Consider the following 15,700-nt stretch of genomic DNA (forward strand, 5'->3'; position numbering starts at 1 on the left):
CAACATGGGAAGAATCATCGGCATCGACCTGGGGACCACCAACTCGTGCGTCGCGGTGATGGAGGGCAACACGCCCAAGGTCATCGAGAACAGTGAAGGCGCGCGCACCACGCCGTCGATCGTCGCGTACCAGGAGGACGGCGAGATCCTGGTCGGCGCCTCGGCCAAGCGCCAGGCCGTCACCAACGCCAAGAACACGATCTACGCCGTCAAGCGGCTGATCGGCCGCAAGTTCGAGGAAAAGGAAGTCCAGAAGGACATCCACCTCATGCCCTACCAGATCGTGCGCGCCGACAACGGCGACGCCTGGGTCGAGGTGCGCGGCAAGAAGCTCGCGGCGCAGCAGATCTCGGCGGAGATCCTGCGCAAGATGAAGAAGACGGCGGAGGACTACCTGGGCGAGCCGGTGACCGAAGCGGTGATCACCGTGCCGGCGTACTTCAACGACAGCCAGCGCCAGGCGACCAAGGATGCCGGCCGCATCGCCGGCCTGGACGTCAAGCGCATCATCAACGAGCCGACCGCGGCCGCGCTGGCCTTCGGCCTGGACAAGCAGGAAAAGGGCGACCGCAAGATCGCCGTGTACGACCTGGGCGGCGGCACGTTCGACATCTCGATCATCGAGATCGCCGACGTCGACGGCGAGAAGCAGTTCGAGGTGCTGTCCACCAACGGCGACACCTTCCTGGGCGGCGAGGACTTCGACCAGCGCATCATCGACTACATCATCGGCGAGTTCAGGAAGGACCAGGGCGTCGACCTGTCCAAGGACGTGCTCGCCCTGCAGCGCCTGAAGGAAGCCGCGGAGAAGGCCAAGATCGAGCTTTCCAGCAACTCCCAGACCGACGTGAACCTGCCGTACATCACGGCCGACGCGAGCGGTCCGAAGCACCTGAACATCAAGCTGACGCGCGCCAAGCTGGAAGCCCTGGTGGAGGAACTGGTCGAGCGCACCATCGCGCCGTGCCGCACCGCCATCAAGGACGCCGGCGTGTCGGTCTCGGACATCCACGACGTGATCCTGGTGGGCGGCCAGACCCGCATGCCCAAGGTGCAGGAGAAGGTCAAGGAGTTCTTCGGCAAGGAGCCGCGCAAGGACGTCAACCCGGACGAAGCCGTGGCCGTGGGCGCCGCGATCCAGGGCCAGGTGCTGGGCGGCGAGCGCAAGGACGTGCTGCTGCTGGACGTGACGCCGCTGTCGCTGGGCATCGAGACCCTGGGCGGCGTGATGACCAAGATGATCACGAAGAACACGACCATCCCGACCAAGTTCGCGCAGACCTTCTCGACGGCCGACGACAACCAGCCGGCGGTGACGATCAAGTGCTACCAGGGCGAGCGCGAGATGGCTTCCGGCAACAAGCTGCTGGGCGAATTCAACCTGGAGGGCATTCCCCCGGCGCCGCGCGGCCTGCCCCAGATCGAGGTCACCTTCGACATCGACGCCAACGGCATCCTGCACGTGAGCGCGAAGGACAAGGGCACGGGCAAGGAGAACAAGATCACCATCAAGGCGAACTCGGGGCTGTCGGAAGCCGAGATCCAGAAAATGGTGAAGGACGCCGAGCTGAACGCCGAAGAGGACAAGAAGAAGCTCGAGATCGTGCAGGCCAGGAACCAGGGCGAGGCGCTGGTGCACAGCGTGCGCAAGAGCCTGACCGAGTACGGCGACAAGCTCGATGGCGGCGAGAAGGACAAGATCGAGGCCGCCGTGAAGGACCTCGAATCCGTGCTCAAGGGCGAGGACAAGGCCGCGATCGAGGAAAAGTCGAACGCCCTCATGTCGGTCAGCCAGAAGCTCGGCGAGAAGATGTACGCCGACATGCAGGCGCAGCAGAGCGCGCAGGCGGCCGCCGGCGGCGGCCAGTCCGGCGGCACCGAAGCCGGCGCGGGTTCGCGGCCGGCCGACGAGAATGTCGTCGACGCCGAGGTGAAGGAAGTCAAGAAGTGACAATCGAGGCCGGCGGCCCCCGCCGCCGGCGCCAGTTCGCCGCGTTGGAACGTGACCGTTGCGGGAACGTCGACGCGGCGTTCTTGCTGTAGCGAACGAGAACATGGCCACCAAACGAGACTATTACGACGTCCTGGGCGTCCCGAAGAACGCGTCGGACGAGGAAATCAAGAAGGCCTATCGCAAGCTCGCGATGAAGTACCACCCTGACCGCAACCAGGGTGATGCGCACCAGGCCGCCGAGGCCAAGTTCAAGGAGGCCAAGGAGGCCTACGAGATGCTGTCGAACGCCGAGAAACGCTCGGCGTACGACCAGTTCGGCCATGCCGGCGTCGACCCCAACATGCGCGGCGGCCCCGGCCAGGAAGGTTTCGGCGGGTTCGCGGAGGCCTTCGGCGACATCTTCGGCGACATCTTCGGCCAGCAGCAGCGCGGCGGCCGGGGCGGGCGCCAGGTCTACCGCGGCAGCGACCTGTCGTACGCGATGGAGATCACCCTCGAGGAAGCGGCGCTGGGCAAGGAGGCCCAGATCCGCATCCCCTCGTGGGAGCAATGCGACACCTGCCACGGCAGCGGCGCCAAGCCAGGCACCCAGGCCAAGACCTGCGGCACCTGCAACGGCCAGGGCGTGGTCCAGATGCGCCAGGGCTTCTTTTCGGTGCAGCAGACCTGCCCGCACTGCCGCGGCACCGGCAAGATCATTCCGGAGCCGTGCACGACCTGCCACGGCCAGGGCCGCGTCAAGAAGCAGAAGACGCTGGAAGTGAAGATCCCGGCCGGCATCGACGACGGCATGCGCATCCGCAGCGCCGGCAACGGCGAGCCCGGCACCAACGGCGGCCCGCCGGGCGACCTGTACATCGAGATCCGGCTGAAGAAGCACGACATCTTCGAGCGCGACGGCGACGACCTGCACTGCGTGGTGCCGATCAGCTTCACCCGGGCCGCGCTCGGCGGCGAGATCGAGGTGCCGACGCTGGCCGGCAAGGCCGCGATCGACATTCCCGAAGGCACCCAGGCCGGCAAGCAGTTCCGCCTGCGCGGCAAGGGCATCAAGGGCGTGCGCTCGAGCTACCCCGGCGACCTGTATTGCCACATCGCCGTGGAAACGCCGGTCAAGCTCACGGAACACCAGCGCAAGCTGCTGAAGGAACTGGACGACTCGCTCAAGAAGGGCGGCGCCAAGCACTCCCCCACCGAGGAGTCCTGGGCGGACAAGCTCAAAGGGTTCTTCAGCGCCTGAGCGCTGAAGAACCGCAGCCCACGGCTGCGGCAGCGCGGGACGCGCTGACCCTTTGAGTTTGCAGCGAAGGCTAACAACTGCCGCGAAGCGGCTTGTTATGCCGGAGCTACAAGCTGAAAGGATTCTTCAGCGCCGGAGCGTTGAACCACCGCAGCCCGTGGTTTCGGCAGGGCCCCCCGCGCCGATTCCTGATGCCAAGCCCCTCACCGAAGGGCAGAATGCCGGTATGGGCCTCAAGCTCTTCCATGAAACCGGGTATTCCTCGATCCTGATGCCCGGCGAGACCCGCGTCGGTCTTCATCCCGGATGGCTGGTGCTCGCCGCGAGCCTGTGGACCGGCTTCGCCGCCAACGTGGCCCTGTGGCGCGCCATGGCCGGCACCGCGGGTGCGCTGGGCCCGGCCCTGGCGACCGGGCTCCTGGTGGCCGGCAGCACCGCCGCGCTGCTGAGCCTGCTGGGATGGCGCAAGACGCTCAAGCCGGCCGCAATCCTGGTCCTGCTCGCCGCCGGTCTCGTGGCGGCATCGATCTGGAGCAAGGCCCTGCCCGTCGACGCATCGCTGCTCTCGCAGAAACCTTCGTCCCTGGTCGTGCCGTCGTGGGCAAGCTTCCTGCGATGGCAGGTGCTGGCAGCCTTGGCGGGGCTGGGCCTGGTGCCGGCCATCTGGGTCTGGCGCGCCCACCTGCGCCGGCTGCCCGCCGGCCAGCAACTCGGCGTCAACGTGCTCGGCCTGTCGGCCGGGCTGGCGGCGGCCGCCGCCGGCGCCTACCTGCTCGGCGACGTCCCGCTCTAGAACAGGTGCGACTGCCCGGCCGGCGCCGCGGGCCGGAACAGGCTGGTGTCGAACTCGACCCGCTGCGTGTTGAAGCCCAGCTTGCGCACCGCGCGCCGGAAGCGCTGGCCGATCAGCTCGGCCCAGGGACCGCTGCCCTTCATGCGACTGGCGAAATCGCTGTCGTAGTCCCGGCCCCCGCGCATGTCGTGGATGCGCGCCATGATGCGGTCGGCCCGCTGCGGGTAGTGCAATTGCAGCCACTGCCGGAACAGCGGCGCCACCTCCCAGGGCAGCCGCAGCACGTGGTAGAACGCGCTGCGCGCGCCGGCGTCCCACGCCGCCTCCAGCACGCGCTCCATGTCGTCGGTGAGGAACGGGATCTGCGGCGCCAGGCTCACGCCGCACGGCACGCCGTGTTCCGCCAGCGTTCGCAGCAGGCGCAGGCGCCGGTGCGGCGCGGCGGCCCGCGGCTCGAGCCGCCGCGCCAGCTCCGCATCGAGCGTGGTGATGGTCACGTACACCGCCGCCAGCCGCTGCGCCGCCATCGGCGCGATCAGGTCGAGGTCGCGCTCGACGCCGCTCGACTTGGTGACCAGCGAGAACGGGTGCCGCGCCTCCTGCAGCACCTCGATCACGGCGCGCGTCAGCCGCAGTTCGCGCTCCACCGGCTGGTAGCAGTCGGTGGCGCTCCCGATGGCCACCAGATCCGGCCGGTACGACCTGCGGGCGAGTTCCCGCCGCAGCACCTGCGCGATGTTGCGCTTGGCGATGATCTTCGTCTCGAAGTCCAGCCCTGGCGAAAGGTTGAGATAGCTGTGGGTCGGCCGCGCGTAACAGTAGATGCAACCGTGTTCGCAGCCGCGATACGGATTGAGCGAGCGGTCAAAGCCCACGTCCGGCGACTCGTTGGTGGTGATCGCGCTGCGTGCGTCTTCCCAGATCACCTCGGTCGGCAACGGCTGGCCGGCGGCGCCCGCACCCTCGGCCACCGTGTCCCAGCCGTCGTCGAACGCCGCTCGCGAGTCGGCCTCGAACCGGTGCGGCAGGTGCGTCGCCGCGCCGCGTCCCTTGATCGCGTGCAGCGGGATGAGTACTTCTTCCACGGCGTCTCCCGTAATACTGTCTGCACATACAGTATCAGACTTCGACCCAGCCGTGGCGCGGCCGGGCGAAGGCCCCACGGCCGCCGGGGGCCGCCCATAATGGCAGGCCATCGCCGCCAAAGGAACGCCCCGTGGACACGCTGCTGCTCTCGCGCCTTCAGTTCGGGGCCAACATCAGCTTCCACATCCTGTTCCCCACGATCACGATCGCGCTGTGCTGGTTTCTCGTCTATTTCCGGTTGCGGCACGATGCGGCGCCGGACCGGGCGGCCGCCCAGGAGTGGGAAGAAGCGTATTACCTGTGGACCAAGGTCTTCGCGCTGAGCTTCGCGATCGGCGTGGTCTCGGGCATCACGATGAGTTTCCAGTTCGGCACCAACTGGCCGGGCTTCATGGAGCGCGCCGGCAACATCGCCGGGCCGCTGCTCGGCTACGAGGTGCTGACGGCTTTCTTCCTGGAGGCAACCTTCCTCGGCATCATGCTGTTCGGCCGCAACAAGGTGTCGCCGCGGATGCACCTGCTGGCCACCTTGATGGTCGCGGCCGGCACCACCTTGTCCGCGTTCTGGATCCTGAGCCTGAACTCGTGGATGCAGACGCCGCAGGGCCACGAGATGATCGACGGCAAGCTGCACGCGGCCAGCTGGCTCGAAGTGATCTTCAATCCCTCGTTTCCCTACCGGCTGGCCCACAAGCTGCTCGCGTCGACGCTCACCGCCTCGTTCCTGATCGCCGGCCTGTCGGCCTGGCAGCTGCTGCGCGGCACGGCGAACGGCGGCACGCACCGCGCCTTGCGCTCGGCGGTGGTGGCGGCAGCCCTCGCCATCCCGGTGCAGATCTTCGTCGGCGACCTGCACGGGCTGAACACCCTGGAGCACCAGCCGGCCAAGATCGCCGCCATCGAAGGCGTCTGGCACACCGAGAAAGGCGTCGCGCTGACGCTGTTCGGCTGGCCCAACGAACAGGAGCGGCGCACCGACTACGCAATCCAGGTCCCCAAGCTGGCCAGCCTGATCCTCGCGCACGACGCCGACGCCGAACTCAAGGGGCTGGACGAATTCCCGGACGCGCACCCACCGGTGGCGCCGGTGTTCTGGAGCTTCCGGGTGATGGTGGGCATGGGACTCCTCATGCTCGCGGTCTCCTGGTCCTGCGCCTGGACCCTGTGGCGCCGCGGGACGGCGGCCGGAGCGAGCCCGTTCGCGCACTGGCAGTTGCGGCTGCTCGCCGCCATGACCTTCTCGGGGTGGGTGGCTACGCTGGCCGGGTGGTGGGTGACCGAGATCGGCCGCCAGCCCTTCCTGGTCTACGGCATCCTGCGCACCGCCGACCTGGTGGCCGACCATCCACCGCAGATGGTGCTGGCGACGCTGGTGGCGTACCTGGCCGTGTACGCGTTCCTGCTCGTCGCGTACGTGCTGGTGCTGATGTACATGGCGGCGCATCCGGCGCAGGCCACGCCAGAGACACCGCAAAGCGCGAAGGCCGCGACGCCGGTCCGCGGGCCGGCCTGAGGAGCACACGATGACATTCACCTGGGCCGACACGCTGCCGCTGGTGTTCATGGCGGTGATGGGACTGGCGCTGCTGGCGTACGTGGTGCTGGACGGCTACGACCTGGGCGTCGGCGTGCTGCTGCCGTTCGCCACCGACGACGAGAAGGACCTGATGATCGCCAGCATCGGGCCGTTCTGGGACGCCAACGAGACCTGGCTGGTGCTGGGCATCGGCGTGCTGCTGGTGGCGTTCCCGCTGGCGCACGGCATCGTGCTGTCGGCGCTGTACCTGCCGGTGGCCGTGATGCTGATCGGGCTGATCCTGCGCGGGGTGTCCTTCGACTTCCGCGTCAAGGCGCGTGCCGCGCGCAAGGGGATGTGGAACGCGCTGTTCGCCGCCGGGTCGCTGATGGCGGCGGCCGCGCAGGGCTGGATGCTGGGGCGCTACCTCACCGGGTTCGTCCACGACGTGCGCTCCACCTTGTTCAGCGCCGGCATCGCGCTCACGCTGCCCACGGCCTACTCCATGCTCGGCGCCGGCTGGCTGATGATGAAGACGGGCGGCCCGCTGCGCGACAAGGCCAGCCGCTGGGCGCGCCGCGCGTTGTGGCCGATGGGCATCGCGCTGGTCGGCATCTCGCTGGCGACCCCCCTGCTCAGCCGGACGGTGTTCGACCGCTGGTTCGCCATGCCGCAGTTCATCGGGCTGCTGCCGATCCCGGTCGCCTGCGCCGTGGCGTTCTATGCGGCGTTCCACGTGACGCGGCGGCCGAACGTGATCGCGGCCGGTTATGGCTGGGTGGTGTTCGCGAGCACCGTGCTGATCTTCGTGCTCTCGTTCCTCGGCCTCGCCTACAGCCTCTATCCGTACATCGTGATCGACCGCCTGACGGTCTGGGAGGCGGCGGCCGCCACGAAGTCCCTGGTCTTCATCTTCGTCGGCGTAGCGATCACCGTGCCGGCGATCGTCGTCTACACGATCTACATGTACCGGGTGTTCTGGGGGCCGGCGGAGGCGCTGAGCTACGGCAAGACCTCAGCCGACTACTAGGCTCCGCCGCACAGCCGCTGGCGCGCCTGCTGGTACTCGCGCTTCAGGCGCTCGATGAAGGCCGCGGCGGTCGCGACCTCGGTCACGGCGCCTATGCCCTGGCCGCAGCCCCAGATGTCCTTCCAGGCCTTGCCCTTGCTGCCCTCGCCGCCCGCGAAGTTCATCTTGCTCGGATCGCTCTCGGGCAGATGGTCGGGGTCCAGTCCCGCGGCACGGATCGACGGCTTCAGGTAGTTGCCGTGCACGCCGGTGAACAGGTTCGTGTAGACGATGTCGTCCGAGTTGCAGTCGACGATCGCCTGCTTGTAGGCGTCGGACGCGCGTGCTTCCTGCGTGGCGATGAACGCCGAGCCGATGTACGCGAGGTCGGCGCCCATGGCCTGCGCCGCGAGCACCGCGCCGCCGTTGGCGATCGAGCCGCTCAGCACCAGCGGACCGTCGAACCACTGGCGGATCTCCTGCACCAGCGCAAACGGGCTCTTCACGCCGGCATGGCCGCCGGCCCCTGCCGCCACGGCGATCAGGCCGTCGGCGCCCTTTTCCACCGCCTTGCGGGCGAACATGTTGTTGATGATGTCGTGCAGCACGATCCCGCCATAGCCGTGGATCGCGTCGTTGACGTCGGTGCGGGCGCCCAGCGACGTGATGATCACCGGCACCTTGTACTTGACCACCATCTCCAGGTCGTGATCGAGCCGGTCGTTGCTCTTGTGCACGATCTGGTTGATCGCGAACGGCGCCGCCGGCCGGTCCGGGTGGGTGCGGTTCCACGCCGCCAGCGTTTCGGTGATCTCGTGCAGCCACTCGTCCAGCTGCGAGGCGGGACGCGCGTTGAGCGCCGGCATCGAGCCGACGATGCCGGCCTTGCACTGCTCGATCACCAGCTTGGGGTTGCTGATGATGAACAGCGGCGAGCCGATCACCGGCAGGGCGAGGCGTTGCAGGACTGGCGGCAGTGACATGGTGGCTCCGTCTGGTTTCGGTATTCGTTGCGCCTGAAAGCGGACAGCCCCGAATTTCAGTAAGCGTCCACGGGCAAAGCCGTCACGCTCTCCGCGCCTTCGACGATCGCGTCGCGGATCGCCGGGGCGCGACTCAGGATGTGGTCGGCATAGAAGCGCGCAGTCGCGATCTTCGAGCGCAGGAACTGCGGGTCTTCGCCGCCCGTGTCCGGCTGCGCCAGCAGCGCCTCCGCGACGATGACCGAGCGGGCCAGCTGCCAGCCGGCCATCAGGTTGCCCGCCAGCATCAGGTACGGCACCGATCCGGCGAACACCGCGTTGGGCGAAGCCCTGGTGTTGCCGGCGACGAAATCCACGACCTCCAGGAAGGCCTGGCGGGCGGCCGTCAGCCGCCTGAGCACCGCCTTCGCCTGCGGGCTCTCCGACTTCGCGAGCTGGCCCTCGGTGGCCGCGACCTGCGCGGCGATGCCCTTGGCCGTCTGCCCGCCGTCGCGCGCCGTCTTGCGTCCCACCAGGTCGTTGGCCTGGATCGCCGTCGTGCCTTCGTAGATGGTGAGGATGCGGGCGTCTCTGTAGTACTGCGCGGCGCCCGTCTCCTCGATGAAGCCCATCCCGCCGTGCACCTGCACGCCCAGCGACGCCACCTCGATGCTCATCTCGGTGCTGTAGCCCTTCACCAGCGGCACCATGAATTCGTAGAACGCCTGGTTCTGCCGCCGCACCTCGCCATCCGGATGGTGATGCGCCGCGTCGTAGGCCGCGGCCGCGACGCTGGCCAGCGCACGGCAGCCTTCGGTGTACGCGCGCATCGTCATCAGCATGCGCTTGACGTCCGGGTGATGGATGATGGGTGCGCTGGCGTTGATCGAGCCGTCCACCGGCCGCGACTGCACGCGTTCCTTCGCGTACGCGACCGCTTTCTGGTAGGCGCGTTCCGCGACGGCGATGCCTTGCACGCCGACCGCGTAGCGCGCGGCGTTCATCATGATGAACATGTACTCGAGGCCGCGGTTTTCCTGGCCGACCAGGTAGCCCACGGCCCCTCCAGCGTCGCCGAACTGCAGCACCGCGGTCGGCGACGCCTTGATACCGAGCTTGTGCTCGATGCTGACGCAGCGCACGTCGTTGCGCTGGCCCAGCGAGCCGTCCTTGTTCACCAGGAACTTCGGCACGACGAACAGGCTGATGCCTTTCACCCCTTCGGGCGCGCCGGTGACCCGCGCGAGCACGAGATGCACGATGTTGCGAGCCATGTCGTGCTCGCCGTAGGTGATGAAGATCTTGGTGCCGCTGATCCGGTAGGTGCCGTCCGGCTGCGGCTCGGCCTTGCTGCGCACCAGGGCCAGGTCCGAGCCCGCCTGCGGCTCGGTCAGGTTCATGGTGCCGGTCCACTCGCCGCTCACCAGCTTCTCGAGGTAGACCGCCTTCACGTCGTCGGAGGCTGCCGTGAGCAGCGCCTCGATGGCGCCGTCGGTCAGCAGCGGGCACAGCGCGAAGCTGAGGTTGGCGGAGTTGAGCATCTCCACGCATGCGGCGCCGACCGCCTTGGGCAGCCCCTGCCCGCCGAATTCCGCCGGATGCTGCAGTCCCTGCCAGCCGGCCTCCGCGAACTGCGCGTAGGCCTGCCTGAAACCCGGGCTGGTGGTGACCTCGCCGTCCCTCCAGGTCGACGGATTGCGATCGCCGTCGACGTTGAGCGGGGCGACCACGCCTTCGTTGAACTTCGCGCATTCCTCCAGCACGGCCTGCGCGGTGTCGAAGCCAGCCTCCTCGAAGCCCGGCAGCTTCGCGATCTCGTCGATGCCGGCGAGATGCCGCAGGTCGAACAACATGTCCTTGAGGGGGGCGGTGTAGCTCATTGCTGAACTCCAGGGGCTAGGGGCTAGGGGCTAGGGGCTAGGGGCTAGGGGCTAGGGGCTAGGGGCTAGGGGCTAGGGGCTAGGGAGCACCGGTGCACTCACAGACCGGCGCCTCCATGGCGAGGTGTCTTCGGAGACCGGGCTGTTCCCCTAGTCCCTAGTCCCTAGTCCCTAGCCCCTAGCCCCTAGTCCCTGCTGACCAAGGCGCTACAGCGCCTTGGTCAGCTCCGGCACCGCCGTGAACAGGTCCGCTTCCAGGCCGTAGTCGGCCACGGCGAAGATCGGCGCCTCGGCGTCCTTGTTGATCGCGACGATCACCTTGGAATCCTTCATGCCGGCCAGGTGCTGGATCGCGCCGGAGATGCCCGCGGCGATGTACAGCTGCGGCGCGACGATCTTGCCGGTCTGGCCGACCTGCCAGTCGTTGGGCGCATAGCCGGCGTCCACGGCGGCTCGGCTGGCGCCCAGGGCGGCGCCCAGCTTGTCCGCCAGCGGCGTCATGATCTCGTTGAACTTCTCGGCCGACCCGAGCGCGCGCCCGCCCGACACCACCACCTTGGCGGCGGTGAGTTCGGGGCGGTCGTTCTTGGCCAGTTCGTTGCCGAGGAAGCTCGACTTGCCGCTGGCCGGCGCGGCGGCGGCCTGCTCGATCGCGGCCGAGCCGCCGGTCGCGGCGGCGGCATCGAAGCCGGTCGTGCGCACGGTGATCACCTTGATCGCGTCCACGCTCTGCACCACCGCGATGGCGTTGCCGGCGTAGATCGGGCGCTCGAAGGTGTCGGCGGCATCGACGCGGGTGATGTCGGAAATCTGGCCGACGTCGAGCTTCGCCGCCACGCGCGGCGCGATGTTCTTGCCGCTGGCGGTGGCCGGGAAGAGGATGTGGCTGTAGTTGCCGGCGATCGCCAGCACCTGCGCCGCCATGTTCTCGGCGAGGCCGTGGGCGAGGTGCTCGCCTTCGGCATGGATCACCTTGGCGACGCCGGCGACCTGGCTGGCCGCCTTGGCGGCTTCACCGGCGTTGTGGCCCGCGACCAGCACGTGCACGTCGCCGCCGCACTGGGCGGCGGCCGTGACGGTGTTCAGCGTGGACGGCTTGAGGGTGGCGTTGTCGTGTTCTGCAATGACGAGAGAGGTCATGATGGAAAAGGGGCTAGGGTCTAGGGTCTAGGGTCTAGGGTCTAGGGATGGCCGCGGGGGTTGGCGCCTCGGGCAGCTACGGACTGGCTGTTTCCCCTAGTCCCTAGCCCCTAGGCCCTAGCCCCTGGCTGTTCAGATCACCTTCGCTTCGTTCTTCAGCTTCGCCACCAGCGTCGCCACGTCGGGCACCTTGATGCCGGCCGAGCGCTTGGGCGGCTCCGTGACCTTCAGCGTCTTCAGATGCGGCTTGATCTCCACGCCCAGGTCCGCCGGCTTCACGGTATCCAGCTGCTTCTTCTTGGCCTTCATGATGTTGGGCAGCGTCACGTAGCGCGGCTCGTTCAGGCGCAGGTCGGCCGTGATCACGGCCGGCAGCGTGAGCTCCACGGTTTCCATGCCGCCGTCGACCTCGCGCGTGACCTTGGCCTTGCCATCGGCCACTTCCACCTTCGATGCGAACGTCGCCTGCGGCAGGTCCGCCAGCGCCGCCAGCATCTGGCCGACCTGGTTGGCGTCGTCGTCGATCGCCTGCTTGCCCAGGATGACCAGGCCCGGCTGCTCCTTGTCGACGATCGCCTTCAGCAGCTTGGCGACCGACAGCGGCTGCAGTTCGTCCGCGCTTTCGACCAGGATGGCGCGGTCGGCGCCGATCGCCATGGCCGTGCGCAGCGTTTCCTGGCATTGCGCGACGCCGCAGGAGACGGCGATGACTTCCGTCGCGACACCCTTCTCCTTCAGGCGGACGGCTTCCTCGACGGCGATCTCGTCGAAGGGGTTCATGCTCATCTTCACGTTCGCGATGTCGACGCCCGTGTTGTCCGACTTGACCCGGACCTTCACGTTGTAGTCGACCACCCGCTTCACCGGGACCAGGACCTTCATGCTAGGGACTCCTCAGAGTTGCTGGATTGACGTGTACGTAACACGGGATTCTATGCGGCGCTGCACCACGGGCCGCCCGCGCAGGCGACAGGCGGACCGGCAAGAAAACCGCACGACCGTTCGTTTTTGATTCTATCGGGATGGGCCCCTCCGCGGGGGCGCTGCTGCCGCATGGGCGACTCGCCGATCGATCAGGCGGCACCCGCCGGCGCCGCCGCCGGGGCCCGCCGCACATGCACCACCCGCTGCGGATAAGGGATGTCGATCCCGGCGCCGCGCAGCGCCTGCAGCACGCGGATGTTCACGGCTGAACGCACGCCCAGTTCGCCCGCCTGCGGATCGGCGATCCAGAACAACAGCTTGAATTCCAGTCCGTCCGCGCCGAGGTTCGCCAGCCGCGCCGCCGGCGCCGGATCCGCCACGACCCGATCGACGCCGGCGGCGGCCTCGACCAGCAACCGCTCGACCTGCGCCACGTCGCTGTCGTAACCCACCGTGACGTCGGTGGTGATCAGCACCCGCGGATCGGCCAGCGACAGGTTCTCGATGCGCTCGGTGATCAGCTTTTCGTTGGGCACGATGGACTCCAGGCCCGACAGCGAGCGGATCAGCGTGTAGCGGGTCTTGATGTCGACGACGATGCCCTCGAAGCCGTCCACCCGCACGGTGTCGCCGATGCGCAGGCTTCGTTCGAACAGGATGACGAAGCCGCTGACGTAATTGGCCGCCAGCTTCTGCAGGCCGAAGCCGATGCCGACACCAAGCGCGCCGCCCAGCACCGAGAATGCGGTGAGGTCGACGCCCACCGCCGACAACGCGAACAGCAGGCCCACCAGCAGCAGCAGCGCGCGCACGGCGTTGGCGGCGACCTTGCGCAGCGACAGGTCGGTCACCGCCTCGCGCAGCACCTTGCGCTCCACCGCCGCCGAGATCCACAGGGCCACCACCAGCACGGCGCCGGCCGACAGCGTGGCGTTCACGATCGCCAGCAAGCTGATGCGCGATGTGCCGAAGGCCAGGTGGATCTCGTCCATCTCGCGCATCACGGCCGGCAACAGGCCCACGATCCAGAGCACGGCCGCGATCCACGCCAGCCAGGAGAACAGCCGCTCCACCAGGCGCGCCACGCCCGACTTGGGGAAGACGACGGTGAAGACCCGAGCGATGAAGCGGATGCCGGCCAACGACACCAGCACCGGCACCGCCATCCTCAGCAGCGGCACCGGATGGGCCGCTCGCAGCGCCAGCGAGGCGCTGTACGTGAAGACCAGCGCCAGCAACGCGAACAGCAGGCCGTCGACGGTGGCGCGGCCGAACCAGACCGACTCGGTCGAATGGCGGCGGCCGATCAGCCAGCTGAGCGCGAAGGCCAGCGCCAGGCAGCCGGCCAGCACCGCCGCTTCCACCGCCAGGGCGGGGTGCGCGAGGCGCTGCAGCAACTCGTCCAGCGGCGTCATCGGGCGCTCGCGCTGCCGCGGCTCACGCCTTCCATGCCGGCTCGCGCTTCTCGGTGAACGCGGTGAAGCCTTCCAGCGCGCATTCGTTCATCATGTTCACAGCCATGGTCTCGTTGGCCAGCTGGTAGGCCGCCTCAATCCCCAGCTCGCGCTGGCGGTAGAACAGCTCCTTGCCCATCGCCAGCGCCGCCCGCGGCTTGGCGAGGATGCTCGCGACCAGCTTCTCGATCTCGGCATCGAGCTGGTCGGCGGTCACCACCCGGTTGACGAGCCCGCGCTCCATGGCCTGCTGCGCGCTGATGAACTCGCCGGTCACCAGCATCTCCATCGCCTGCTTGGGCGGCACGTTGCGCAGCAGCGGCACGCTGGGCGTGGAGCAGAACAGGCCGTAGTTGATGCCGCTGACGGCGAACCTCGCCTCCTGCGCGGCCACCGCCAGGTCGCACTGCGCCACCAGCTGGCAGCCGGCCGCCGTGGCGAGGCCGTGCACGCGCGCGATCACGGGCACCGGCAGCTTCAGGATGGAGAGCATCACCCGGCTGCACTGCGCGAACAGCCGCTGGTAGTACGCCAGCGACGGCGCGGCGATCATCTCCTTGAGGTTGTGCCCCGGGCAGAACGCCTTGCCGGCCGCGGCGATCACCACGGCGCGCAGCGACTGGTCCTGCGCCAGCCGGTCCAGCGCCTGCTGCAGGGCGCCGAGCATTTCCTCGCTCAGCGCGTTGAAGTTCGCCGGCCGGTTCATGGTCAGCGTCACCACCCCGCGCGGGTCGCGGGTCTCGAGCACGGCAGCGTCGTCGGCCATGGCGTTCTCCTCGTTTCAGTTCACAGGTCGGCCAGCACGCGCAGGTGCGCCTCGACGCTGCGTCCCAGGGCGCTCAGGTTGTAGCCCCCTTCCAGCGACGAGACGATGCGGCCCTGCGCGTATTTCTGCGCGATTTCCTTGATGCGTCCGGTGATCCAGGCGTAGTCGGACTCGTTCAGGCGCAGCTGCCCCAGGTCGTCCTCGCGGTGCGCGTCGAAGCCGGCGCTGACGAACACCAGCTGCGGCTTGAACGCCTCCAGCCGCGGGATCCAGAGCATCTCGATCATCTCTCGGATGTCCATGCCCTTGGTATAGGCGGGGACCGGCAGGTTCAGCATGTTGTCGGCACGGCTCGCGTCGCCGGTAAAAGGATAGAACGGGTGCTGGAAGAAGCCCACCATCAGCACCCGCGGATCGCCGGCGAGGATGTCCTCGGTGCCGTTGCCGTGGTGCACGTCGAAATCGACCACCGCCACCCGCTTGACGCGATGGCGCTCCAGCGCGTACTTCGCGCCGATCGCGATGTTGTTGAAGAAGCAGAAGCCCATCGCCTTGTCGCGGCAGGCGTGGTGGCCGGGCGGCCGCACGGCGCAGAACGCGTTTTCCAGGTCGCCGGACATGACGGCGTCGGTCGCCGCCAGCACGGCACCGGCCGCGCGCAGCGCGGCGGTCCAGGTGTGCTCGTTCATGGCGGTGTCGGGATCGATCTGCGAGTACGGCGGGCCGCCGGCGGCGATCGACTCCTTCAACTCCTGCCGCAGCCCGCGCATCGCCGCCACGTGCAGCCGGGTGTGCGCCAGCTCGATGTCGCTCACGGGAGCCTCGGGCGCGAGCCGCCGGTCCAGGCCGATCCCGACGCCGGAGGCGAGCAGCCGGTCCTCGATCGCATCGAGCCGCTCCGGACATTCGGGATGGCCGGGACCCATCTCGTGGCGGCGGCAATCGGGATGCGTGAAATACCCGGTTTTGGTCACAG

Annotated in this window: 13 protein-coding genes; 5 read left to right on the forward strand and 8 right to left on the reverse strand. The window is 68.2% G+C overall.

Annotated features, from left to right (window positions below; genetic code table 11):
* Positions 1 to 4: 4 nt before the first annotated feature.
* From dnaK to RAMLITH_RS05155, 3 genes are all read left to right on the forward strand, one after another.
* Positions 5 to 1,951, forward strand: coding sequence for a molecular chaperone DnaK (gene dnaK / locus RAMLITH_RS05145; RefSeq protein ID WP_168106207.1), 1,947 nt, complete (start codon positions 5 to 7; stop codon positions 1,949 to 1,951).
* 103 nt (positions 1,952 to 2,054) lie between these two features.
* On the forward strand, positions 2,055 to 3,194 hold the full coding sequence (gene dnaJ, locus RAMLITH_RS05150) for a molecular chaperone DnaJ (protein ID WP_168106209.1): 1,140 nt from the start codon (positions 2,055 to 2,057) through the stop codon (positions 3,192 to 3,194).
* Between the two features lie 226 nt (positions 3,195 to 3,420).
* Positions 3,421 to 3,987 (forward strand): phosphoethanolamine transferase domain-containing protein, encoded by a 567-nt coding sequence (locus RAMLITH_RS05155; RefSeq protein ID WP_168106210.1) that lies wholly within the window; start codon positions 3,421 to 3,423, stop codon positions 3,985 to 3,987.
* On the opposite strand, the gene RAMLITH_RS05160 is transcribed toward RAMLITH_RS05155, so the two are convergent.
* A complete protein-coding gene (locus tag RAMLITH_RS05160) occupies positions 3,984 to 5,072 on the reverse strand; it encodes a PA0069 family radical SAM protein (RefSeq protein WP_337786105.1) in 1,089 nt (362 codons plus the stop codon). The two genes, RAMLITH_RS05155 and RAMLITH_RS05160, sit on opposite strands and share 4 nt — an antisense overlap.
* Positions 5,073 to 5,203: 131 nt before the next feature.
* On the opposite strand from RAMLITH_RS05160, the gene RAMLITH_RS05165 reads away from it, so the two are divergent.
* Both RAMLITH_RS05165 and RAMLITH_RS05170 read left to right on the forward strand, forming a co-directional pair.
* Positions 5,204 to 6,586, forward strand: coding sequence for a cytochrome ubiquinol oxidase subunit I (locus RAMLITH_RS05165; protein WP_168106213.1), 1,383 nt, complete (start codon positions 5,204 to 5,206; stop codon positions 6,584 to 6,586).
* 10 nt (positions 6,587 to 6,596) lie between these two features.
* Positions 6,597 to 7,619: a cytochrome d ubiquinol oxidase subunit II gene (locus RAMLITH_RS05170; RefSeq protein WP_168106214.1), complete on the forward strand. Its 1,023-nt coding sequence runs from the start codon at positions 6,597 to 6,599 to the stop codon at positions 7,617 to 7,619.
* Here the strand turns inward: RAMLITH_RS05170 and RAMLITH_RS05175 are convergent.
* The 7 genes from RAMLITH_RS05175 to RAMLITH_RS05205 form a co-directional block, all read right to left on the reverse strand.
* Positions 7,616 to 8,581: an NAD(P)H-dependent flavin oxidoreductase gene (locus RAMLITH_RS05175; RefSeq protein ID WP_168106215.1), complete on the reverse strand. Its 966-nt coding sequence runs from the start codon at positions 8,579 to 8,581 to the stop codon at positions 7,616 to 7,618. The genes RAMLITH_RS05170 and RAMLITH_RS05175 overlap by 4 nt on opposite strands.
* Before the next feature lie 56 nt (positions 8,582 to 8,637).
* Positions 8,638 to 10,440 (reverse strand): acyl-CoA dehydrogenase, encoded by a 1,803-nt coding sequence (locus RAMLITH_RS05180; RefSeq protein ID WP_168106216.1) that lies wholly within the window; start codon positions 10,438 to 10,440, stop codon positions 8,638 to 8,640.
* Between the two features lie 207 nt (positions 10,441 to 10,647).
* Positions 10,648 to 11,580, reverse strand: coding sequence for an electron transfer flavoprotein subunit alpha/FixB family protein (locus tag RAMLITH_RS05185; protein ID WP_168106217.1), 933 nt, complete (start codon positions 11,578 to 11,580; stop codon positions 10,648 to 10,650).
* Positions 11,581 to 11,712: 132 nt separating this feature from the next.
* Complete coding sequence (locus tag RAMLITH_RS05190; protein WP_168106218.1) at positions 11,713 to 12,462, reverse strand: electron transfer flavoprotein subunit beta/FixA family protein; 750 nt, start codon at positions 12,460 to 12,462, stop codon at positions 11,713 to 11,715.
* A 191-nt stretch (positions 12,463 to 12,653) separates the two neighbouring features.
* Positions 12,654 to 13,919: a mechanosensitive ion channel family protein gene (locus RAMLITH_RS05195; protein ID WP_168106219.1), complete on the reverse strand. Its 1,266-nt coding sequence runs from the start codon at positions 13,917 to 13,919 to the stop codon at positions 12,654 to 12,656.
* Positions 13,920 to 13,941: 22 nt separating this feature from the next.
* Positions 13,942 to 14,724, reverse strand: a complete 783-nt coding sequence (locus tag RAMLITH_RS05200; RefSeq protein ID WP_168106220.1) for an enoyl-CoA hydratase — start codon at positions 14,722 to 14,724, stop codon at positions 13,942 to 13,944.
* 20 nt (positions 14,725 to 14,744) lie between these two features.
* Positions 14,745 to 15,698: an arginase family protein gene (locus tag RAMLITH_RS05205; RefSeq protein ID WP_168106221.1), complete on the reverse strand. Its 954-nt coding sequence runs from the start codon at positions 15,696 to 15,698 to the stop codon at positions 14,745 to 14,747.
* Positions 15,699 to 15,700: the final 2 nt, after the last annotated feature.

Origin of the sequence: Ramlibacter lithotrophicus (genome assembly GCF_012184415.1) — a bacterium.
In the GTDB taxonomy this organism is placed as follows: domain Bacteria; phylum Pseudomonadota; class Gammaproteobacteria; order Burkholderiales; family Burkholderiaceae_C; genus Ramlibacter; species Ramlibacter lithotrophicus.